The sequence below is a fragment of the Aeromonas sp. ASNIH1 genome (genome assembly GCF_002934285.1).
GTDB classification, from domain to species: domain Bacteria; phylum Pseudomonadota; class Gammaproteobacteria; order Enterobacterales; family Aeromonadaceae; genus Aeromonas; species Aeromonas caviae.
In genome coordinates this window covers 2,541,312-2,562,911 of sequence record NZ_CP026228.1, presented here as the reverse complement: position 1 = coordinate 2,562,911, position 21,600 = coordinate 2,541,312, and the positions used below count along the sequence as shown (strand labels likewise).

Sequence of the window (21,600 nt, the reverse complement as noted above, 5' to 3'; positions counted from 1 at the left end):
TGCCTTCGACGAATTTCAATTTGCCCAGGCAACTTGCTTCAACAACGTGAAATAAAAGGATCTGGTTAATGACCCACGAGCACTACTTGCAGGCGTGGCAGGAGAGCCAGGAGCTCGCCGAAGCCATGCAACCCTTGATAGGTCGCCTCTACCGACAGCAAGGGATAGAGATCACCCTCTACGGACGCCCCCTGCAAAACGCCTCCACCATCGATATCCTCAAGGCCCACCGGGTCGTTCGCCGCCACCAGGGAGCCCCCCTCCCTATCCAACAGAGCTTTCCCCTGCTGCAAGCCATCCTGGCCCTGAACCCGACCGCCGCCGAAGTCGATCTCGGCAAACTGGCCGTGGGCTACTGGCAGGATCACCAGGATGAAGCCGGCATCGAGGACTATCTGCGCGCCAAGCTGGCACCGGCCCTGAACCGCAGTGCCGTGCCCGCCCCTACCGACGTGGTGCTCTACGGCTTCGGTCGCATCGGCCGCCTGCTGGCCCGTCTGCTCATCGAGCGCACCGGCGCCGCCAACTCCCTGCGCCTGCGCGCCATCGTGGTGCGCGGCGGTCGCGACGGGGATCTGGAGAAGCGTGCCAGCCTGCTGCGCCGCGATTCGGTGCACGGCCCCTTCAACGGCTCCATCGAGGTGGATGTGGAACGCAGCGCCATCATCGCCAATGGCACCTTCATCCAGGTGATCTACGCCAACAGCCCGGCCGACATCGACTACACCGCCTACGGCATCGACAATGCGCTGATCGTTGACAACACCGGCGTCTGGCGTGACGAGGCGGGCCTGTCCGAGCACCTCAAGGCCCGCGGCGCCGCCCGGGTACTGCTGACCGCCCCCGGCAAGGGGGAGATGAAGAACGTGGTGTTCGGGGTCAACCACGAGGTGATAGGCCCGGATGACAAGATAGTCTCCGCCGCCTCTTGCACCACCAACGCCATCACCCCGGTGCTCAAGGTGATGCAGGACAAGTACGGCATCCGCCACGGCCACGTGGAGACGGTCCACTCCTATACCAACGATCAGAACCTCATCGACAACTATCACAAAGGCGAGCGCCGCGGTCGCAGCGCAGCCCTCAACATGGTGATGACCAGCACCGGCGCCGCCAAGGCGGTGGCCAAGGCGCTGCCGGAGCTCAAGGGCAAGTTGACCGGCAACGCCATCCGGGTGCCCACCCCCAACGTGTCGCTTGCCATCATCAACCTGTCGCTGGAGCAGACCACCGATCGGGAGAGCCTCAACGCCTATCTGCAGCAGATGGCACTGAGCTCAGCCCTGCATCGCCAGATCGACTTCAGTGCCAGCACCGAGCTGGTCTCCTCCGACATGGTGGGCTCCCGTTTTGCGGGCATCGTCGACTCCCAGGCCACCATCGCCGAGGGGGATCACTGCGTGCTCTACGTGTGGTATGACAACGAGTTCGGGTACAGTTGTCAGGTAGTCCGGGTGATGGAGCAGATGGCTGGCGTAGTCCGTCAGGATCTACCGGTATAGTCCGACAGGATCTGCCCGCCTGAACCCGTGTTCATGGCTCAATTTTCAAGGAGAGGCCGGATGTCGTCTCAGCAAGTGACGTTTCAACAAGCGATAGCGCAGATGCCCAAAGAGGTGTACGAGCGACTCAAGACTGCGGTCGAGCTCGGCAAATGGCCGGATGGCAAGCCCCTCACCGAGGAGCAGAAGGCCACCTCCCTGCAGGCCGTGATGGCCTGGCAGGCGATGCACCTTGAGAACCCCGAGCACATGAACATCGGCCGTGACGGCGAGATCGTGATGAAGAGCAAGAGCGAGCTCAAGCGCCAATATCGCGATGAGGAAGAGATAGTGCGGGTCGACCTTAGCCACTGAGGCAGGCCGCACGTCACCTATCGCGGTAACGAAACGAAAGAGGGGAGCCATTATGGCTCCCCTCTTTTTTTCCTCTCTATGCAGGATGACTCATCCCCCTCATCCCCGGCCCTTCTCCCACCAGGGGAGAAGGGAGCTGGCACGCACCTGCGAGCAGTCAGCGGGCCACCTGCCGGCGATCTTCATGGCAAACCTCGCCACCTCGATCTATCCCCTCTCCCGCTGTGAGAGGGTTAGGGTGAGAGGGAAAGTCAGGGGGTCAACTCCCCGCGCAGGGACTGCTGCATCAGCTCGCGTATGCGTGGCGCCGGCAGATCCTGGCTCAGCAGGAAGTGCAGCTTGGTGAGCGCCGCCTCGGCGGTCATGTCAAAGCCCGAGATGACTCCCGCACGGGAGAGGGCGTTGCCGGTGGCATAGCCCCCCATGTTGACCTTGCCGTGCAGGCACTGGCTCAGGTTGACGATGATGACGCCCCGGGCAGATGCCTCGGAGAGCAGCGCCAGCATGGCCGGGTTCTGGGGCGCATTGCCCACCCCGAAGGAGAGCAGGATCAGCGCACGCACCGGCTGTTGCAGGATGTTCGCTATCACCTCCGCCGATATCCCCGGGTAGAGGGTCACCACCCCGATGGGCTGGGGGGTGATGTCGTGCAGCACCAGGGGGCGATCGCACGGCACGCCCAGCTCACCTGCCTCCAGGGAGATGGCGATACCGGCATTGAGCAGGGGCGGGTAGTTGGGCGAGTCGAAGGCGTGGAAGCCGTCGGCATGCACCTTCTTGCTGCGGTTGCCGCGATAGAGCTGGTTGTTGAAGAAGAGCGTCACCTCGTGGATCGGGTAGTTGGCCGCGATATAGAGGGCGTTGAGCAGGTTCTGCTGACCGTCCGAGCGCAGCTCGGCCAGGGGGATCTGGGAGCCGGTGATGATGACCGGCTTGTGCAGATCTTCGAGCATGAAGGAGAGCGCAGACGCGGTGAACGACATGGTGTCGGTGCCGTGCAGAATGACGAAACCGTCGTACTTGTCGTAGTTGCCCTTGATATCCTCGGCGATGCGCTGCCAGTCTGCCGGCGTCATGTCGGAAGAGTCGATGAGGGGGGCATATTCGTGGATATGGTAATCGGGCATTTCCGGTCGATGGAACTCGGGCATCCGTGCCAGACAGTCCTCCATGAAGCCCGCCATCGGTACATAACCGTGGTCGGAACGCTGCATCCCTATGGTGCCGCCTGTGTAGGCAATGTAGATGGACTTCTTCACACCCTCTCCTCTCTCTGGACTGGAAACCGGCAAATCAAACAGGGCTCAACCGATACAGCCCCCGTCCTTCAGATGGTGCGGGCGGGCTCAATATCGGTCATCAGCAGACCTCTTGAGGGTCTGTGTCCTCCCGTGGGGGCGGAACCGGGCGAATTATAAAGAGTGCCGCTGCAAATGACAGCCGCAGCAGCATTGTTGCGATCCGGAGCACACTCGGCGAGGCAGTTTTAAATGCCATGTTAACACCATGTTTTAATCATTAATGTGACATATGTGGATGTACTTGGTGTTTTTTGCTAGTATCCGGCGGGTTTTTCACAAATCTCATCTGGACGCCCGACGAACACGGGCTCGTGTCGACCCCCTCTTTTGCAGAGGGACGGGGCTGCGGCCCCTCTGTCACTGGCGCGTTCGCCACTCTGTTTCATCCCGGCTGGATCCGTGAGTCTTTCTCGCCAAAGACACAGCCGATCAACATGGGAGCACTGAATGCTACAACTTGATGCCTACGCCACCCTGGTCGCCGCGACCCTGGTGCTGCTGCTTGGCCGCCTGCTGGTCAACAAGATAGGACCCCTGCGCACTTTCAACATCCCCAAACCCGTGGCCGGTGGCCTGGTGGTTGCCCTGGTGCTGCTGGTGCTGCGTTCCACCCTGCAGATCGAACTGCAATTTGATACCAGCCTGCAGACGGCCCTGATGCTGACCTTCTTCGCCTCCATCGGCCTCTCCGCCGATCTGGGCAGCCTCAAGCGCGGCGGCAAGGCGGTGGCCACCTTCCTGCTGGTGGTCACCGGCCTGCTGCTGGTGCAAAACAGCCTGGGGGTGGGTCTGGCCACCCTGCTGGGGCTGGATCCCCACATGGGGCTGCTGGCCGGCTCCATCACCCTCTCCGGCGGCCACGGCACCGGGGCGGCCTGGGGCTCCATCTTCACCGAGAAGTACGGCGTGCAATCCGCCGCCGAGCTGGCGATTGCCTGTGCCACCTTCGGCCTGGTGCTGGGGGGCCTCATCGGCGGCCCGGTGGCCCGTTATCTGGTGAAGAAGGTGCAGGTGCCCGGTGAGGAGCACAACCGTGACGGCGCCCCCCAGGGCTTCGAGATGCCGGACATGGAGCGCCCGCTCACCACCTTCAGCCTGATCGAGACCCTGGCACTCATCGCCATCAGCCTGAAAGGGGGCGAAATGCTGGCCCTCTACCTCAAGGGCGGCGTCTTCGAGTTGCCGATCTTCGTCTGCGTGCTGTTCGTCGGCGTGCTGCTGCGCAACCTGCTCACCCTGCTCAACTGGCACGAAGTGAGCGACCGTGAGGTCTCCCTGCTCGGCAACGTCAGCCTGTCGCTCTTCCTCGCCATGGCGCTGATGAGCCTCAGGTTGTGGGAGCTGGCAAGCCTGGCCCTGCCCATCTTCATCCTGCTGGCCGTGCAGACGGTAGCCATGGCGCTCTACGCCATCTTCGTCACCTTCCGGGTCATGGGGCGCAACTATGATGCGGCCGTGCTGGCGGCGGGTCACTGCGGCTTCGGCCTCGGCGCCACCCCCACTGCCATTGCCAACATGCAGGCCATCACCCAGCGCTTTGGCCCCTCCCACCTGGCCTTCCTGGTGGTGCCCATGGTCGGTGCCTTCTTCATCGACATCATCAACGCCGTGGTGATCAAGCTGTTCCTGGCCCTGCCCTTCCTGTGATCCCGGACGCAGGCCCCGTATGACAGAGCCCACCTTGCGGTGGGCTCTTTGCTTGCTGGCCCCTGGACGCTTGGGCACCACGGGTTACGCTGCCACGACGGTGCCGCCGAGCCCCACCAAGGGGCCGACGGCAGGCAACAAAAAGCCCCGCACCAAGGTGCGGGGCTTTTTACTGACGCCACGGTAGGACTGCGGCCTGACCTTCCTTACAAAATAAAGGTCGACACCTGCTGGTTCAGGTTGGTGGCACGCCCCTTGAGGTTGTGCGCCTGATCCAGGTCGCGCATGGCGGAAGCGGTGATCTCGTCGCTCACATCCTTGATGGCAGTGGTGTTCTGGGTGATTTCACCGGTCACCTGGGTCTGCTCCTCGGCGGCGGTGGCGATCTGGCCCGCCATGTCGGAGATGAGGCTGACGGCCTGGGTGATCTCCTCCAGGGCCGCAGCGGCGGCGTCGGCATCCTTCACGCTGTTGTCCGCCAGCCCCTGGCTGGTCTGCATCAGGCTCACCGCGCGGGCCGTGGTCTGTTGCAGGGTTTCGATGGTGGACTGGATCTCCTGGGTAGAATCCTGGGTACGGCGCGACAGCACCCGCACCTCGTCCGCCACCACGGCGAAACCGCGACCCTGTTCGCCGGCACGGGCCGCTTCAATGGCCGCGTTCAGCGCCAGCAGGTTGGTCTGCTCGGCGATGCCCTGGATGGTGGAGAGGATGCCGGAGATGGCCTGAGCGTGACGGCTCAGCTCGCCGATGACGCCGGTCGCCTGCCCCACTTCCTCGGCCAGGTTGTTGATGGACTGGCGAGTCTGGTTCACCAGGATCTTGCCCTGTTCACTGCTCTGGGCGGATTGCTGGGCGGCCGCAGCGGTGTTCTCGGCGTTACCGGCGATCTCCATGGTGGCACTCGCCATCTCGGTGACGGCGGTGGCGACCATGGTCACCTCCTGTTGCTGGCGTTGCAGCTCTTCCACCGCGGCCTGGTTGGTCACCAGACTGCGTTCGGCATCGGCGTTCAGCTCGTTGGCAAGCTGACGGATGTTGGCGATGAGCTGATGCTGGCTGCCCACGAAGCGGTTGAAGCTGCCGGCGAGCTGGCCCACTTCGTCATTGGCGTCGATCTTGATGCGCTGGGTCAGATCGCCGTTACCGTCGGCGATGCGGGCCAGGGCCTGGGACACCTTGGTGAGGGGGCCGAGCAGCAGGCTGACCAGCCAGGAGATGGCGAGGATGCTGCCCACCAGCACCAGCAGGGCCAGGCCGAGCTGGGTCATCAGCAGGGAGGAGAGCGGCGCCTCCAGGGTGCTCTTGTCCAGTACCAGCACCAGCTCCCAGTCGGTGTCCGGAATGTCCGTCGCCCACAGCAGCTTGTCACGCCCCTCGTTGTCGAAGAAAGCAGGCACCAGGCTGTTGCTCGCCTTGCTCTGATCGATCAGGGCATTGGTCAGATCGTTGTCGATCTCGCTGGCCGGCTTCATCGCCTTGGCCGCATCCTTGTAGGCGATGACGGTGCCATCCTTGTGCATCAGGATGGCGAAGCCGTCCGCTGGCAGCTTCATCTTGGTGATGTCATCCACCAGGGAGGCGATGGAGAGATCCCCCCCCACCACGCCGCCCTGGGCAGGCTGGGCCAGGGTCACCACCAGAATGTTGTAGGCCACGTCAAGGTAGGGTTTGGTGACGATCATGCCGCCCTTGGCCATGGCTTCCTGATACCAGCCACGGGAGCGGGGATCGTAACCGTCGCGGTTGATGGAGGGGTCGGAGTCGTTCATCTTGCCGCTGCCCTCACCGAAATAGGTGAGCTGGAAACGGCCGGACACCTGGGCCTGTTGCAGGGCGTTGAGGGGCTCGGCACCGGCCTTGTTGCCAAGGGCCTGGATGACGTCACGACGGGCGGCAAGCCAGTCGCTGACGCTGGCGGCCTGCTGGCTGCCAAGGCGCTGCACCTGTTCCTGACTGCCTTGCAGCAGCATGGACTTCTGGCTGGTGTAGCTCTGCCAGGAGAGCAGCAGGATCACCAGTGACAAGGCGATGACCACAGACAACAGTATCTTCTGCTTGAGTGATAGGTTTTTCATCGTGTTTTCTTCTTGTGGGGGTCGGGAACAGGATCAATCGGGAGTGCGTGGCACTGTGTGTTGTTAGCGGCCAATCTGCGCAAAACTGAAGCGGAGAATGGCGTGAGTGACGATATTTTACGCGGAAATTTTAAAAATGCTGCGGAAAATTGGAGCAGGAAAAAGAGCGGGGCCAGCCAACCCTGTTTATTCCTTCTGCAATTGGCTAGAATATCCCGTTTTTAAATCACATCGACCCCGAGAGTTTTCACGATGTTTGAAGTCAATCCTGTATTAAACAAGCTTAAGGAGCTGTCTGAGAGGACCGAGCTGCTTAGGGGGTACCTTTGACTATGACGCCAAGAAAGAGCGTCTAGAAGAGGTCAATGCCGAGCTGGAACAGCCGGATGTCTGGAACGAACCCGAGCGCGCACAGGCGCTGGGCAAGGAGCGCGTCTCCCTGGAGAACGTCGTCAGCACCATCGATACCCTGACCCAGGGCGTCGATGACGTCGAGATGCTGGTCAGCCTGGCCGTCGAAGGCGAAGACGAAGAGACCTTCAACGAAGCCGTGGTCGAAGCGGACGAGCTGGAGGCCAAGCTGGTGGATCTCGAGTTCCGTCGCATGTTCTCCGGTCAGCACGACGGTTCCGACTGCTACATCGACATCCAGTCCGGTTCCGGTGGCACCGAGGCCCAGGACTGGGCCAACATGGTGCTGCGCATGTACCTGCGCTGGGGCGATGCCCACGGCTACAAGCCCGAGCTCATCGAATGCTCCGAGGGCGACGTGGCCGGCATCAAGTCCGCCACCATCAAGTTCACCGGCGAGTATGCCTTTGGCTGGCTGCGCACCGAGACCGGCGTGCACCGCCTGGTACGCAAGTCGCCGTTCGATTCCGGCGGCCGTCGCCACACCTCGTTCTGCTCCGTGTTCGTCTACCCCGAGATCGATGATGACATCGAGATCGAGATCAACCCGGCTGATCTTCGCATCGACGTCTACCGCGCCTCCGGTGCCGGTGGTCAGCACGTCAACCGGACCGAGTCCGCGGTGCGTATCACCCATGTGCCGACCGGCGTGGTGGTGCAGTGCCAGAACGACCGTTCCCAGCACAAGAACAAAGATCAGTGTATGAAGCAGTTGAAGGCCAAGCTCTACGAGCTGGAAATTCAAAAGCAGAACGCTGAGAAGCAAGCCCTCGAAGAGACCAAGTCCGACATCGGCTGGGGCAGCCAGATCCGCTCCTACGTACTGGATGATTCCCGTATCAAGGATCTGCGCACCGGCGTCGAAACCCGCAATACCCAATCGGTACTCGACGGCGACTTGGACAAGTTTATCGAAGCCAGCCTGAAATCAGGCCTGTAAACAGAGCAGCAGGAATCACCATGTCTGAACAAACCACCACCCCGGAAGTCGACCAGACTCTCGAACTGAACAACGAGATGCTTGAGCGTCGCTCCAAGCTGGCCGCCTTGCGCGCCCAGGGCAACCCCTTCCCCAACGACTTCCGTCGTGACAGCCTCTCCGGCGATCTGCATGCCGAATTCGGCGACAAGAGCAATGACGAGCTGGTCGCCCTGGGTAAACAGGTGAAGATTGCCGGTCGCATCATGACCCGCCGGATCATGGGCAAGGCGTCTTTCGCGACCCTGCAGGACATGGCTGGCAAGATCCAGATCTACGTGACCCGTGACGATCTGCCGGAAGGCTTCTACAACGAGCAGTTCAAGAAGTGGGATCTGGGTGACATCGTCGGTGTCGAGGGCACCCTGTTCCGCACCAACGCCGGTGAGCTCTCCGTACACGTCTCCACCATCCGCCTGCTGACCAAGGCCCTGCGCCCGCTGCCCGAGAAGCACAAGGGTCTGACCGACCAGGAAGCCCGCTGCCGCCAGCGTTACCTGGACCTGATCGCCAACGAAGAGTCCCGCAAGACCTTCGTGACCCGCACCAAGGTGGTGGCCGGCATTCGCAAGTTCCTGAATGACAAGCGCTTCATGGAAGTGGAAACCCCCATGATGCAAGTCATCCCGGGTGGCGCCTCCGCACGTCCCTTCATCACCCACCACAATGCGCTGGACATCGACATGTACCTGCGTATCGCTCCGGAACTCTATCTGAAGCGTCTGGTGGTCGGTGGTTTCGAGCGTGTCTACGAGATCAACCGCAACTTCCGCAACGAAGGCATCTCCGTTCGCCATAACCCCGAGTTCACCATGCTCGAGTTCTATATGGCCTACGCCGATTACATCGATCTGATGGATCTCACCGAAGAGATGCTGCGCACCCTGGCACAGGACATCCTGGGCGACACCAAGATCCGTTACGCCAAAGAGGGCGAAGAGGGCCTGACCATCGATTTCGGTCAGCCGTTCCAGCGCCTCTCCATGGTGGACTCCATCCTGAAGTACAACCCGGGTGTGACCCGTGACGATCTGGCCACTCTTGAGAAGGCCACCGCCGTCGCCAAGGGTCTGAAGATCGAGCTGATGAAGAGCTGGGAGCTGGGCCACGTGATCACCGCGATCTTCGAAGAGACCGTGGAACACATGCTGCTGCAACCGACCTTCATCACCGAGTACCCGGCCGCCGTCTCCCCGCTGGCCCGCCGCAACGACCAGAACCCGGACGTCACCGACCGCTTCGAATTCTTCATCGGCGGCCGCGAGCTGGCCAACGGCTTCTCCGAGCTGAACGATGCGGAAGATCAGGCCGAGCGCTTCCAGGCCCAGGTTGACCAGAAAGCCGCAGGCGATGACGAAGCCATGTTCTACGACGCCGACTTCGTGACCGCACTGGAACACGGTCTGCCGCCGACTGCCGGTCAGGGCATCGGTATCGACCGTCTGGTGATGCTGTTCACCAACAGCCACACCATCCGCGACGTCATTCTGTTCCCGGCCTTGCGTCCACAAAAGTAAGCGCCGCAGAAACAGGGCCGCAGCAAAACGCTGCCGTCCATGGCAATCAAAACGCCCCGCAATTGCGGGGCGTTTTTTTATGACGGACACAACCGGTGCGAACCTTCAATACGCCACCATACGCCACCAACTTGCCGCTTATCAGGCCGGTGGCAGCAGCCACTCCCCCTGCCACAGGGTCAGTGCCCGGCCCGCCATCAGCACCCGCTCCTCCTGCAGTTCCAGCCTGAGATCCCCGCCTCGGGCCGAGACCTGGCGGGCCCGCAATTGCCGTTTGCCGAGCCGCTCGGCCCAGAAGGGCACCAGGGCGCAGTGGTTGGAGCCGGTCACCGGATCCTCGTCCACTCCTACCCAGGGGGCGAAGTAGCGGGAGACGAAGTCGTCCTCCTTCCGGCTCGATGGCGCCGTCACCATGATCCCCCGGCCCGGCAGCGCCCGCAGGGCGTGAAAATCGGGGGTAAGCGCGCGGACCGCCTCCTCACTGGCGAGCTCAAGCAGGAACTTGGCCCCGACCGCCAGGGTTTGCAGCGGCTGGCAGCCGAGGGCTGCCCCATAAGCCGGATCCAGAATGAGCGGCGCCAGGGCAATGCGCGGAAAATCGAGCCAGATCCAGCTCTCTTCGCGCCTGGCCACCAGCTCGCCGCTGCGGGTCGCGAAGCGGATAGGCTGATCTTCGGCCACCGCCCCCGTCCGCCACAGCACATGGGCCGCCGCCAGGGTGCCATGGCCGCACAAATCCACCTCCACTTGCGGGGTGAACCAGCGCAACCCGTAATGCCCCTCTCCCAGTTGGGTCAGAAAGGCGCTCTCAGAGAGGTTGAACTCCGCCGCCATGGCCTGCAGCTCGGCGTCGGACCGCGCTTCCCCCAGCACCACCACGGCGGGGTTGCCTGCGAAGGGGTGATGGCTGAAGGCGTTGACATGATAGAGACGGGACATGGTTGCTCCTTGGGGCATGAGAGATCACCGGGACAGGGGGCTCGGCAAGGCCATTTTTATATCACGGGCGCCCCGGGGCTGAGATGGATTTTGGCTTTATAAATTCATAAATCGCATAAAGAAGATATTTTTATTCTTTGTTGTTATTCATTACACCCCTTACCCTGACCAAAAATCAGACCATGGAAGACATGTGTGATGCCATTGACAGCCCCCATCCTGAGCCCGCTCTCTGACGAACAGCAGCGCCAGCTCAACCAAGTTCTCACCACCCTCAATACCCAGCAACTGGCCTGGGTCAGCGGTTATCTCTACGGCCTCTCCCAAGCGGGCGTCCAGCCCGTGGCGAGCGCAGGCGCAGAAGTCGCGGCACCCGGCGGCAGCCTGACCATTCTCTACGGCTCCCAGACCGGGAATGCCAAGGGCGTGGCCAGCGCCATCAAGGCCCAGGCCGAGGCCCGCGGCCTGCCGGTGACCCTCACCTCCATGGCGGACTACAAACCCAAGCAGCTCAAGAAAGAGAGCCACCTGCTGGTGGTAGTGAGCACTTACGGGGAGGGGGAGCCCCCCGAGAGCGCCGTCGATCTGTTCGAGCAGCTTAAAAAAGGCAAGATTGGCAAACTCGAGGGCCTCAAGTTTGCCGTGCTGGGGCTGGGTGACAGCTCCTATGAGTTCTTCTGCCAGACCGGCAAGGATTTCGATGGCTTCCTCGCCAAGGCAGGGGCCGAGCGCATCCATGAGCTAGCTAGCCTCGATGTGGATTATCAGGATGCCGCCAAGGCCTGGGGCGAGCAGGCCGTTGCGGCGGTCGCCGCCACCCTCTCTGCCGGCGCCGCGACCGCCAGCGTGGCGGGCTCGGTGCAGGCCGCCGTCGGCCACAGCCAGTACAACAAGGAGAACCCCTTCCCCGCCAGACTCTCGGTGAACCAGAAGATCACCGGCCGCGACTCCACCAAGGACATCCGTCACATCGAGATCAACCTGGAAGAGTCCGGCATCACCTATCAACCGGGGGATGCGCTCGGCATCTGGTTTGACAACGACGCCGATCTCGTGGGGGAAGTGCTGGCCCTGACCGGTCTGACCGGTGACGAGGCCACCCCCCATGGCAGCCTGCGCGAGGCGCTGACCCGTCACTACGAGCTGACCCGGTTGCACGGGGGCCTGATCACTGGCCTCGCCGAGATCACGGACAACGCGGCGCTGAAGGATCTGGCCGGTGACAAGGCCCAGGTCAACGCCCTGGTGGCCAGCGCCCAGGTGGTGGACGTACTGAAACGCTTCCCGGCTTCCTTGAGTGCCGATCAACTGATCGCACTGCTGCGCCCCCTCACCCCCCGCCTCTACTCCATCGCCTCCGCCCAGAGCGAGGTGGAAGAAGAGGTGCACCTGACCGTCGGTGTGGTGCGCTACCGCCAAGAAGATGGCACAGTGCGAAGCGGTGGCGCCTCCTCCTATCTGGCGGACCGTCTGCCGGAAGATGCCGAGGTCCGGGTGTTCGTGGAGCACAACGACAACTTCCGCCTGCCCGCCAATCCCGACATCCCCGTCATCATGGTGGGCCCGGGCACCGGCATTGCCCCGTTCCGCGCCTTCCTGCAGGAGCGGGAAGCACAGGGGGCAGAGGGCAAGAACTGGCTCTTCTTCGGCAACCCCCACTTCACCCAGGACTTCCTCTATCAGGTGGAGTGGCAGCGTTATGTGAAATCGGGCCTGCTGTCCAAGATCTCCCTGGCCTTCAGCCGGGATCAGTCCAACAAGATTTATGTGCAGGACCGCCTGCGCGAGGCAGGGCTTGAGCTCTACCAGTGGCTGGAAGCAGGCGCTCACTTCTATGTGTGTGGCGACGCCAACCACATGGCGAAGGATGTGCAGGAAGCCCTGCTGGAAGTGATTGCGGAACACGGCCACAAGAGCCGTGAGGAAGCAGAAGAGTATCTGAGCGAATTGCGTCGTGCCAAACGTTATCAAAGGGATGTCTATTGATGAGCAAACAACTTATTCCGGGACCGGTCGAAGGGCCGCTGGCTGACAACGAACGCCTCAAGCGCGAGAGCAACTTCCTGCGCGGCACCATCGCCGAAGATCTGCAGGACCCGCTCACCGGCGGCTTCAACGGCGACAACTTCCAGCTGATCCGCTTCCACGGCATGTATCAGCAGGATGACCGCGACATCCGCCCGGAGCGCGCCGCCCAGAAGCTGGAGCCCCTGCACAACGTCATGCTGCGCGCCCGCCTGCCCGGCGGCATCATCACCCCGGCCCAGTGGCAGGTGATCGACAAGTTCGCCGAAGAACACAGCATGTACGGCAGCATCCGCCTGACCACCCGCCAGACCTTCCAGTTCCACGGGGTACTGAAGCGCGACATCAAGCTGATGCACCAGACCCTCAACAGCACCGGTATCGACTCCATCGCTACCGCGGGGGACGTAAACCGCAACGTGCTCTGCACCAGCAACCCGGTGGAGTCCGAGTTGCACCAGGAGGCCTACGAGTGGGCCAAGAAGATCTCCGAACACTTGCTGCCCAAGACCCGCGCCTACGTGGAGATCTGGCTGGATGGCGAGAAGCTGGGGGGTGACGAGGAGCCGATCCTGGGCTCCAACTACCTGCCGCGCAAATTCAAGACGACCGTGGTCATCCCGCCCCACAACGATGTGGACATCCACGCCAACGATCTCAACTTCGTGGCCATTGCCGATCACGGCAAGCTGGTGGGCTTCAACGTGCTGGTGGGGGGCGGTCTCGCCATGACCCACGGCGACACCACCACCTACCCGCGCAAGGCGAGCGACTTTGGCTTCATTCCGCTCTCCCACGTGCTGGAGGTGGCGGCCGCCGTGGTCAGCACCCAGCGCGACTGGGGCAACCGGGTCAACCGCAAGAACGCCAAGACCAAGTACACCCTTGAACGGGTGGGGGTCGAGGCCTTCAAGGCCGAGGTGGAGAACCGCGCCGGCATCCAGTTCGGGCCGGTTCACCCCTATGAATTCACCAGTCGTGGCGATCGCTTCGGCTGGGTGGAGGGGATCGACGGCAAGCACCACCTGACCCTGTTTATCGAGAACGGCCGCCTGCTGGACTTCCCGGGCAAGCCCCTCAAGACCGGCATGCTGGAGATCGCCAAGGTGCATCAGGGGGACTTCCGCCTCACCGCCAACCAGAACCTCATCATCGCGGGCGTGCCTGCCGGCGAGAAGGCACGCATCGAAGCCCTGGCACGCCAGTACGGTCTGCTGGATGACGGCGTGAGCGAGCAGCGCAAGCAGTCCATGGCCTGTGTGGCCCTGCCCACCTGCCCCCTGGCAATGGCCGAGGCCGAGCGCATGCTGCCTGCCTTCGTCACCGACATCGAGGGGCTGCTGGCCAAGCACGGCCTGGCGGATGACGCCATCATCTTCCGGGTCACCGGCTGCCCCAACGGCTGCGGCCGCGCCATGCTGGCGGAAGTGGGTCTGGTGGGCAAGGCGCCGGGTCGCTACAACCTGCACCTGGGGGGCAACCTCGAGGGGACCCGCATCCCGCGCCTGTATCTGGAGAACATCACCGAGCCGCAGATCCTGGCCGAACTGGACGCCCTGATCGGCCGCTGGGCGAGCGAACGCAACCCGGACGAGTGCTTCGGCGATTTTGTCATTCGCGCCGGCATCATCGCCCCGGTTATCGACTCCGCGAGGGACTTCTATGCAGCCTGAACAGACTGATACAGCCCGGCTGGCGCGCACCGCCGACGGCCGGCTCGACCTCGACGCCCTCCTGGCCCTGGGCCGGGAGGAGCAGGTCGAGGTGCTGGCCCCCCTCAACCGGGCGCTGGACGCCATGAGCGCCCCCGAGCGGGTGCGCTGGGCCCTGGCCAACCTGCCGGGGGAGCATGTGCTGTCGTCGAGTTTCGGTATCCAGGCGGCGCTCATGCTGCATCTGGTGAGCCGCGAGCGGGCCGACGTGCCCGTGGTGCTGACCGACACCGGTTATCTCTTCCCCGAGACCTACCGTTTCATCGACGAGCTGACCGAGCGTCTCGCGCTCAACCTCAAGATCTACCGGGCCGAACTCAGCCCGGCCTGGCAGGAGGCCCGCTTCGGCCTCCTGTGGGAGCAGGGGGTGGAGGGGATCACCCGCTACAACCAGCTCAACAAGGTGGAGCCCATGGACCGCGCCCTGAACGAGCTGGGTGCCCGCACCTGGTTCTCGGGCCTGCGCCGTGAGCAGTCCGGCAGCCGGGGCAAGCTGCCGGTGCTGGCCATCCAGCGCGGTCGCTTCAAGTTCCTGCCGGTGATCGACTGGAGCAACAAGGACGTCTTCTACTACTTCAAGGAGTTCGACCTCCCCTACCACCCCTTGTGGGAGCAGGGTTACCTCTCGGTCGGCGACGTGCACACCACCGCCAAGTGGGAGCCCGGCATGAGCGAGGAGCAGACCCGCTTCTTCGGCCTCAAGCGCGAGTGTGGCCTGCATGAGGAAGGTGGCGAGAGCGACGGCTCCGGCATCTGATCCCCCGGTCCGGCCATGTGCTGCGCCTCGCCCACAAAAAAACGCCCGGCAACTGCCGGGCGTTTTTCTTTGCGCAAAAGGGCGACGTTCCACCCCTCATTACATGGCGGCGGCGCGCGCCTGATTCAGCCAGTCGTTCACCAGCGCCTCGTGGCCCTTGAGCCAGGCATCGGCATGACGTTCCACGTCCGCCGGCTTGTTCTGCCCCTTGTTCATCAGGCCGTTCTGCACGTTGATGTCATTGAGCGGCAGCTTGACGATGGAGAAGAGCTTGGCGGCGGCCGGATTGGCCTCGGCAAACCGCTTGTTGGCAACGATGTGCATGGTGTTCACCGCAAAGCCGTAGTTCTTGCCGTTCGGCAAACGGGTCTTGGCCGCATCCGGGGCGTCGGCGGGGACTTCCAGCCACACCACATCCTTGCCCGGCACCAGTTCGCTGCTGAGCCAGTAGGGGGTCCAGGTGTAATAGAGCACCGGCTTGCCGGCCTGGTAGCGAGCCAGGGTATCGGAGATCAGCGCCGCGTAGTTGCCCTGCTTGTGGGCCACCGTGGGGGTCAGACCAAAGGCGTCGAGGTGATGGTTGATCGCCCCCTCGCAGCCCCAGCCGGGGTTGCAACCGATGAGGTCGGCCTTGCCGTCGCCATCCCCGTCAAACAGCGCCGCCACCTCGGGATCCTTGAGCTGGCCCAGGTTGGTGATGCCGTATTGGGTCGCGGTCTTCTTGTCGATGAGGTACCCCTGGGCGGCACCGGCCACATAGGTGCCCTCACGGAAGAACACCTTGTCGCCCCCCGCCTGCTCGTACTTGTTGTCCTGCAGCGGCACCCAGTTGAACGCGAGGAAGGTGCCGTCTCCCTGGGCCACCGAGGCATAAGCCACGTTGTAGTCCACCTCCTGGGCGGGCTGGACATCGTAACCCAGACGCGCCATCAGCTTGCTCACCAGCAGGCTCTGGAAGGCCTCTTCCGGCAAGGAGCTCTGCAGGGGCTGAACGCGAACCCCCTCCCCCGGCAACTCGGCGCTGGCCATGGCGAGCGGACTCAGCAGTTGGGCACTCAGCAGCAATGTGCCCAGGGTCAATCCTTTGGTGGTCTGTCTCATGCGTTTACTCCTTTGTAATCGATTTTCTTGTCACGACCGGCCAGGCGCAGCAGCAGGGCGGCGGGGCCATGCTGATACCAGCGGCCGGTACGGGTGCGATCCGGTTGCCCCATCGCCTGGGTGAGGCGGTCGAGCACGATGGCCAGCAGCACGATGCCGAGGCCGCCGATGGAGGCGAGCCCCATGTCGAGCCGGCCGATGCCGCGCAGCACCATCTGGCCGAGACCCCCCACCGCGATCATGGAGGCGATCACCACCATGGAGAGCGCCAGCATCAGGGTCTGGTTGACCCCGGCCATGATGGTGGGCATGGCGAGCGGCAGCTGTACCTTGAACAGCAACTGGGAGGGGCTGGCACCGAACGAGTGGGCCGCCTCCACCAGATCCGTGGGCACCTGGCGAATACCCAGCATGGTGAGCCGGATCATCGGCGGCAGGGCGAAGATGACGGTCACCACCACCCCGGGCACGTTGCCGATGCCAAACAGCATCACGATGGGGATGAGGTAGACGAACGCCGGGGTGGTCTGCATGGCATCCAGCAGCGGCCGGGTCCAGGTGGAGAGCCGCTCGCTGCGGGCCAGCAGGATGCCGGTGGGCAACCCCAGCAGCACGCAGAAGAACAGCGAGGTCAGCACCAGGGACAGGGTCACCATGGCATCGGACCAGGCCCCGATGAGCCCGATCCCCACAAGAGATACGAGCGTGCCGAGCGCCATGCGGCCGTTCACCAGTTGCCAGGCAAGCAGGGCCAGGAGCCCCATCATCAGGGTGGAGGGCACCGTCTGCAGCAGATGGGTCATGGCGTTCAGGGTCAGCTCCACCGGTGCGCGGATCAGCTGGAACAGCGGCCGCAGGTTCTCCACCAGCCAACCGATGCCCCCTTCCACCCAGGTATCCAGCGGCACCAGCGCCTGCTGGAAAGGATCCAGCCAGTCGATGGCGGTTGTGGTGTCGGCGGCTTCGATCTGGTTCTGCCAGTCGGTGGCCTGGGTGTCGGTACTGCCCCAGGGATCGGACACCTCGGTGGACGCAGGCGCGCTCCAGGGGTCTGCCGCCACCTCATCGGCCCGCAGGGAAGGGCTCGCCAGCAGCACCAGGGCCAGCAGCCCGCTCAGCAAGAAATGGGGATTCATCAGCTTCATGCCGGGGTACTCCTGTCCAGGGTATTGAGCAGATTGGCCTTGGAGATGAGGCCGAGGTAAGTGCCATCCTCCTCGACCACGGGCACCTGACAGGGGGCGGCCGCCACCTGGCTGATCAGTTCATTGAGGGCGGTGTCCGCCAGAATGGGCTGAATGTCCCCCAGCAGCGCCTGCTCCAGGCTGCCTTTGGCCCTGACCGCCTGACCGAGCGACTCCACCGAGACGACCCCGAGGAAGCGGCGGCTGCGATCCACCACGTACCCGAACTCCCGCTCAAGCTCCTTGAGCTGGCGCAGGGCGTTGCCCGGCCCGTCGGTGGTGTGTTTCTTGATGAGGGGCACCTGCTTGCGGCTGGCCACATCGCGGGCGCTGAACACATGGGCCAGATCCACACCGCGAAAGAAGGCGCGCACATAGTCGTTGGCGGGCTGGTTCAGGATCTCGTCCGGGGTGCCCACCTGCACCAGCTGGCCATCCTGCATGATGGCGATGCGATCGCCGATGCGCATCGCCTCGTCCAGATCGTGGGAGATGAAGACGATGGTGCGCTGCTGGCTGGCCTGCAGCTTGAGCAGCTCATCCTGCATCTCGGTGCGGATCAGGGGATCCAGCGCGGAGAAAGCTTCGTCCATCAGCAGGATGTCGGGGTCATTGGCAAGGGCCCGGGCCAGCCCGACCCGCTGCTTCATGCCGCCGGAGAGGGCATCCGGATAAGCCTCTATCCACTGTCCCAGCCCCACCTGATGGAGCGCCTGACGGGCGCTCTGCTGGCGCTCCGCCAGCGGTACACCGGCCAGCTCCAGCCCGAAGGCGGTATTTTCCAGCACACTCAGGTGCGGCATCAGGGCGAAAGACTGGAATACCATGCTGATCTTCTTGCGGCGCACCCGGCGCAGCTCGCGCTCCGAGATGGCGGCGATGTCCTCGCCATCGATCAGCACCTGGCCGCGGGTCGGCTCGATCAGCCGGTTGAAGAGACGCACCAAGGTGGACTTGCCCGAACCGGAGAGGCCCATCACCACGAAGATCTCCCCTTCGTTGATGGACAGATTGACATCCTGGACCCCCAGGGTCTGTCCGGTCTTTTTCAGGATACTGGCGCGATCATGCCCTTTCGCCAGCAATTTGAACGCTTTATCCGGCTGATCGCCGAAGATTTTGTAGAGGGATTTGACCTCGAGTTTGACTGTCATATTGTCCTTTTTTCTTGGCCGACGCCTTGCCTGGCAAACCGTCGAACGTGAGCCAACTACTTTTAACACTAAGTAATTTCACACCCAAACAAAAGAACCAATTGAAGCCAATCTGGAAAGGTTAAATTTAACTCATTGATTTTTATTGGTTATTTTTATTCATAAAAATCCATTAAATCACGATAAAAACGCCTATAACAGACAGGGCCGCCACAGTATCGATGCACTTTCAGCACATTTCATTAATGATTAAAAGGCGTTAGCAGCAGGCGAAAAGAGAGGGTGGGGAGGATGGCCCCCATCGAAGCGATTAATGGCCTATTCATTACATAACTAATCATTTTAATGTCACGCATTCCGGATATTGCTTCAGGCACCTTCAGCCATGCCGGTTCAGCCCCCTTCTCTTTGCAGTAACAGGGCACAAAAAAGCCCCCGGCTGTCGCAAGGGGCTCTTCATGGCATCAGAGGGCTCAGCGCCGCTGCCAGGTCTCGAAACAGTAGGGATGGGGGTTCTTCTCGTCAGGCTGATGTAACTCGCGCTCGATGCACGACCAGTCGTTCTCATCGAAGGCCGGGAAGCGGGTATCCCCTTCCACCGCCAGATCGATACGGGTCAGATAGAGCCTGTCGGCCCGTGGCAGCAGCTGGCCGTAGAGATGACCGCCCCCGATCACCATCAGCTCCGCGACGTCACTATCCGCCAGCAGGGCCAGTGCGGCCTCCACCGAGTCGATAACCTCCACGCCGTCGGCCCGGTAGTCGGGGTTGCGGCTGATCACCAGATTGCGACGGCCGGGCAGCGGTCGTCCGATGGATTCAAAGGTCTTGCGCCCCATCAGCACCGGCTTGCCCAGAGTGACCCGCTTGAAGTGGGCCAGATCCGCCGGCAGGTGCCAAGGCATCTGGTTGTCCAGCCCTATCACCCGATCGTGGGCCATGGCGGCAATCATGGAAATCATCATGGGGTCAACCTCTCGCACCGTCGTCAGATAATGGGGCGGTTACGGTACACGACCAGAGAGGGGATCGCCAAACCGAAACTCAGGGCCCCCACGATAAACAGCGCCTTGAGGCCGTTCTCCACCGCGCTCTGAAGCAGCTCCATGGTCACCCCGGAGATATTGAGCTCCACGATGGCGATCATGGTCTTGAACGCATAGCTGCCCGGGATCATGGGGATGATGGAGGCAACGCTGAACACAGGGCGCGGTGCCAGCAGGCGGCGCGACCAGTAGACACAGACAAAGCCGACCGTGGTCGCCGCTGCCAGGGTGGCCCACTCGATGGGCATGCCGTAGTGGATGAGCAGGGTACGCAGGCTGTGGGCCAACGCGCCCCCCATGGCGCAATATTTGAGCATCCGTGGCGGCACGTTGAACAGCATGGCAAAGCCCACCGCCGGAATGGCCGACCAGAAGGCATCCTTGGCCAGCAGCCAGAGCAGTTCCATCATACTTTCCACCCCCAGATACCGGTCACCGACATGGCGAGAATGATCCCTATGGCTGCGCTGATGGTCAGCAGTGTCGCCGTGCCCCAGCGGGCCAGCCCCATGTTGAAGTAACCCTTCACCATGTCGGAGACCGCATTGATGAGCGGGAACCCCGGCACCAGCAGCAACACGCTGGCGGCCATGGCGAGATAGGGTTGTTCGCCCCAGCCGAAGAAGGTGGCGCTGGAAGCGAGCAGGGTGGCGATAAACCCGGTGGCGGCAAAGTTGATGAGGGGGCTGTGGTGATGGCGGGCAATGAGCTGGCGCACCCGCATGGCGACCGAGGCCGAGCAGCAGGTCACCAGGAAGATGGGCCAGTCACCGCCAAACAGCAGGCAGAAGGCACCGCAGGAGAGCCCCACCATGGGCACCACCAGCCAGGGGTGATAGTGGAACGGCGTGATGGCCTCGAGGCGCTGACGTACCTCGCGCGCGCCGATAAGCGACTTTTCCGTCATGATGCAGATGCGCTGGATCTCGCACACCACCTGCATGTTGATGCCGTGCTCCCGCACCCGGCGGGTGGTGGTGACGCAACTGCCCTGGTAGAGGCTGGTGAGGACGATGGCGCTGGAAGAGATGGCCATCTCGACGCTCTCCAGCCCGAGCGCCATGCCGAGCCGGACCGTGGTCTGCTCGATGATGCGGCTCTCCGCCCCAAACTGGGCCAGCATCTGGCCCGCCTTGACGATGATCCGGGTGATCTCCGTCTGCTGCTCTCGCGACAGCACCCTTCCTGGTGTGATGCTTCTCATGATCCCTTTGAGTCATAGCAAGATGAAATGTGTCTGGATATTACCCCAAAATAAATACACCTTCATCCATCTCTATCGGACTGCGGGCACTGGTCACTATTATTCAGCCGCCCGGGGAATATTTGCAGCAAATAAAAAACAATTCACCCAACTTGCTTAACAACTTGTTTGAGAAGGGGTGAAAAAAATTAATAAAAACCCTGTTTTTTTATATCTTGAACAGGGCCGTGAATTATTTCCGTTTCAGATAACTGGAGAACGCTATCACATTATCCGGCAGCGGGGGCTCTGCCATTTCCTGACAAGATTCATTCTGCAGATCCAGAATGTGCTGGCGCATGGCGTAGACGGAGTCATGCATCATGTTGGCTATCCGGATGCAGCTGTCGAGGTTGTTTCTGGCCAGGCGGCGCTGGCAGTCGATGCGAAATTGCAGACCTCGCAGCCGACGTTGCCGCTCTGGCCCCACCTGGGCGATCAGGGTCTCTATCTGCTGGTGCAGCAGCGCGTCGAGTCGCTCCGGCTCGGCCAGCGCCCAGTACTTCAGGGTATCGAAATCAGGCAGCTCCATATACCCTCCTAGCCGGACCTCGCCCATGGAATGGAACGACGCCGGGCACATCACTATTTCACTGTCCCTAGGGAAGGTTATATAGGATGGTGGCGATTTTGGGTCATTCACCGCCGAG

18 protein-coding genes are annotated in these 21,600 nt (G+C 62.4%); 8 read left to right on the top strand and 10 right to left on the bottom strand.

Features of this window, described 5'->3' with window-relative positions; all coding sequences use genetic code 11:
- Window positions 1–68 precede the first annotated feature (68 nt).
- Both C2U37_RS12515 and C2U37_RS12510 read left to right on the top strand, forming a co-directional pair.
- On the top strand, window positions 69–1,502 hold the full coding sequence (locus tag C2U37_RS12515; RefSeq protein WP_104452419.1) for a glyceraldehyde-3-phosphate dehydrogenase: 1,434 nt from the start codon (window positions 69–71) through the stop codon (window positions 1,500–1,502).
- Window positions 1,503–1,562: 60 nt separating this feature from the next.
- Entirely contained in the window at window positions 1,563–1,856 is a 294-nt protein-coding gene (locus tag C2U37_RS12510; RefSeq protein WP_010675423.1) for a YeaC family protein, read from the top strand.
- 251 nt (window positions 1,857–2,107) lie between these two features.
- Here the strand turns inward: C2U37_RS12510 and ansA are convergent, their stop codons facing one another.
- A complete protein-coding gene (ansA, locus tag C2U37_RS12505; RefSeq protein ID WP_010675424.1) occupies window positions 2,108–3,115 on the bottom strand; it encodes an asparaginase in 1,008 nt (335 codons plus the stop codon).
- Window positions 3,116–3,604: 489 nt separating this feature from the next.
- Here ansA and gltS point away from each other — a divergent pair, with 489 nt between their 5' ends.
- A complete protein-coding gene (gene gltS / locus C2U37_RS12500) occupies window positions 3,605–4,804 on the top strand; it encodes a sodium/glutamate symporter (protein WP_041212483.1) in 1,200 nt (399 codons plus the stop codon).
- 206 nt (window positions 4,805–5,010) lie between these two features.
- On the opposite strand, the gene C2U37_RS12495 is transcribed toward gltS, so the two are convergent.
- Complete coding sequence (locus tag C2U37_RS12495) at window positions 5,011–6,882, bottom strand: methyl-accepting chemotaxis protein (RefSeq protein ID WP_039040322.1); 1,872 nt, start codon at window positions 6,880–6,882, stop codon at window positions 5,011–5,013.
- 252 nt (window positions 6,883–7,134) lie between these two features.
- On the opposite strand from C2U37_RS12495, the gene prfB reads away from it, so the two are divergent.
- Both prfB and lysS read left to right on the top strand, forming a co-directional pair.
- Window positions 7,135–8,233 (top strand): peptide chain release factor 2 gene (gene prfB, locus C2U37_RS12490; RefSeq protein ID WP_102948437.1). Its coding sequence is split into 2 segments (ribosomal slippage): window positions 7,135–7,209 and window positions 7,211–8,233, totalling 1,098 coding nucleotides; the frame shifts between segments, so codons are not numbered across the junction.
- 20 nt (window positions 8,234–8,253) lie between these two features.
- Entirely contained in the window at window positions 8,254–9,789 is a 1,536-nt protein-coding gene (lysS, locus tag C2U37_RS12485) for a lysine--tRNA ligase (protein WP_041215694.1), read from the top strand.
- 141 nt (window positions 9,790–9,930) lie between these two features.
- On the opposite strand, the gene C2U37_RS12480 is transcribed toward lysS, so the two are convergent.
- Window positions 9,931–10,728, bottom strand: a complete 798-nt coding sequence (locus C2U37_RS12480; protein WP_104452418.1) for a PhzF family phenazine biosynthesis protein — start codon at window positions 10,726–10,728, stop codon at window positions 9,931–9,933.
- A 198-nt stretch (window positions 10,729–10,926) separates the two neighbouring features.
- Between C2U37_RS12480 and C2U37_RS12475 the strand changes: the two genes are divergently transcribed.
- Genes C2U37_RS12475 through C2U37_RS12465 form a run of 3 tightly spaced genes read left to right on the top strand, consistent with a single transcriptional unit; the run spans window position 10,927 to window position 15,222 of the window.
- Complete coding sequence (locus C2U37_RS12475) at window positions 10,927–12,714, top strand: assimilatory sulfite reductase (NADPH) flavoprotein subunit (RefSeq protein WP_104452417.1); 1,788 nt, start codon at window positions 10,927–10,929, stop codon at window positions 12,712–12,714.
- Window positions 12,714–14,426 (top strand): assimilatory sulfite reductase (NADPH) hemoprotein subunit, encoded by a 1,713-nt coding sequence (gene cysI / locus C2U37_RS12470; RefSeq protein ID WP_104452416.1) that lies wholly within the window; start codon window positions 12,714–12,716, stop codon window positions 14,424–14,426. Before C2U37_RS12475 ends, cysI begins: the two co-directional genes overlap by 1 nt.
- On the top strand, window positions 14,416–15,222 hold the full coding sequence (locus C2U37_RS12465; protein WP_104452415.1) for a phosphoadenylyl-sulfate reductase: 807 nt from the start codon (window positions 14,416–14,418) through the stop codon (window positions 15,220–15,222). Before cysI ends, C2U37_RS12465 begins: the two co-directional genes overlap by 11 nt.
- 99 nt (window positions 15,223–15,321) lie before the next feature.
- Here C2U37_RS12465 and proX read toward each other — a convergent pair whose 3' ends face one another.
- From proX to C2U37_RS12430, 7 genes are all read right to left on the bottom strand, one after another.
- Window positions 15,322–16,323: a glycine betaine/L-proline ABC transporter substrate-binding protein ProX gene (proX, locus tag C2U37_RS12460; protein WP_104452414.1), complete on the bottom strand. Its 1,002-nt coding sequence runs from the start codon at window positions 16,321–16,323 to the stop codon at window positions 15,322–15,324.
- On the bottom strand, window positions 16,320–17,468 hold the full coding sequence (proW, locus tag C2U37_RS12455) for a glycine betaine/L-proline ABC transporter permease ProW (RefSeq protein ID WP_042014434.1): 1,149 nt from the start codon (window positions 17,466–17,468) through the stop codon (window positions 16,320–16,322). Before proW ends, proX begins: the two co-directional genes overlap by 4 nt.
- On the bottom strand, window positions 17,465–18,661 hold the full coding sequence (proV, locus tag C2U37_RS12450) for a glycine betaine/L-proline ABC transporter ATP-binding protein ProV (protein WP_104452413.1): 1,197 nt from the start codon (window positions 18,659–18,661) through the stop codon (window positions 17,465–17,467). Before proV ends, proW begins: the two co-directional genes overlap by 4 nt.
- A 473-nt stretch (window positions 18,662–19,134) precedes the next feature.
- Window positions 19,135–19,626 carry a type 3 dihydrofolate reductase gene (gene folA / locus C2U37_RS12445; RefSeq protein WP_104452412.1) on the bottom strand — a complete coding sequence of 164 codons (492 nt, stop codon included), beginning with the start codon at window positions 19,624–19,626 and terminating at the stop codon, window positions 19,135–19,137.
- 23 nt (window positions 19,627–19,649) lie between these two features.
- Window positions 19,650–20,117, bottom strand: a complete 468-nt coding sequence (locus C2U37_RS12440; protein WP_010675437.1) for a threonine/serine exporter family protein — start codon at window positions 20,115–20,117, stop codon at window positions 19,650–19,652.
- Window positions 20,114–20,911 (bottom strand): threonine/serine ThrE exporter family protein, encoded by a 798-nt coding sequence (locus tag C2U37_RS12435; protein ID WP_050498274.1) that lies wholly within the window; start codon window positions 20,909–20,911, stop codon window positions 20,114–20,116. Before C2U37_RS12435 ends, C2U37_RS12440 begins: the two co-directional genes overlap by 4 nt.
- A 232-nt stretch (window positions 20,912–21,143) precedes the next feature.
- Window positions 21,144–21,482, bottom strand: a complete 339-nt coding sequence (locus C2U37_RS12430) for a DUF3135 domain-containing protein (RefSeq protein ID WP_010675440.1) — start codon at window positions 21,480–21,482, stop codon at window positions 21,144–21,146.
- Window positions 21,483–21,600 lie beyond the last annotated feature (118 nt).

Coding starts and splice junctions, on each gene's coding strand:
- C2U37_RS12515 (WP_104452419.1), top strand. CDS start 69: ATGACCCACGAGCACTACTTGCAGGCGTGGCAGGAGAGCCAGGAGCTC.
- C2U37_RS12510 (WP_010675423.1), top strand. CDS start 1,563: ATGTCGTCTCAGCAAGTGACGTTTCAACAAGCGATAGCGCAGATGCCC.
- gltS (WP_041212483.1), top strand. CDS start 3,605: ATGCTACAACTTGATGCCTACGCCACCCTGGTCGCCGCGACCCTGGTG.
- C2U37_RS12495 (WP_039040322.1), bottom strand. CDS start 6,882: ATGAAAAACCTATCACTCAAGCAGAAGATACTGTTGTCTGTGGTCATC.
- lysS (WP_041215694.1), top strand. CDS start 8,254: ATGTCTGAACAAACCACCACCCCGGAAGTCGACCAGACTCTCGAACTG.
- C2U37_RS12480 (WP_104452418.1), bottom strand. CDS start 10,728: ATGTCCCGTCTCTATCATGTCAACGCCTTCAGCCATCACCCCTTCGCA.
- C2U37_RS12475 (WP_104452417.1), top strand. CDS start 10,927: ATGCCATTGACAGCCCCCATCCTGAGCCCGCTCTCTGACGAACAGCAG.
- cysI (WP_104452416.1), top strand. CDS start 12,714: ATGAGCAAACAACTTATTCCGGGACCGGTCGAAGGGCCGCTGGCTGAC.
- C2U37_RS12465 (WP_104452415.1), top strand. CDS start 14,416: ATGCAGCCTGAACAGACTGATACAGCCCGGCTGGCGCGCACCGCCGAC.
- proX (WP_104452414.1), bottom strand. CDS start 16,323: ATGAGACAGACCACCAAAGGATTGACCCTGGGCACATTGCTGCTGAGT.
- proW (WP_042014434.1), bottom strand. CDS start 17,468: ATGAAGCTGATGAATCCCCATTTCTTGCTGAGCGGGCTGCTGGCCCTG.
- proV (WP_104452413.1), bottom strand. CDS start 18,661: ATGACAGTCAAACTCGAGGTCAAATCCCTCTACAAAATCTTCGGCGAT.
- folA (WP_104452412.1), bottom strand. CDS start 19,626: ATGATGATTTCCATGATTGCCGCCATGGCCCACGATCGGGTGATAGGG.
- C2U37_RS12440 (WP_010675437.1), bottom strand. CDS start 20,117: ATGATGGAACTGCTCTGGCTGCTGGCCAAGGATGCCTTCTGGTCGGCC.
- C2U37_RS12435 (WP_050498274.1), bottom strand. CDS start 20,911: ATGAGAAGCATCACACCAGGAAGGGTGCTGTCGCGAGAGCAGCAGACG.
- C2U37_RS12430 (WP_010675440.1), bottom strand. CDS start 21,482: ATGGAGCTGCCTGATTTCGATACCCTGAAGTACTGGGCGCTGGCCGAG.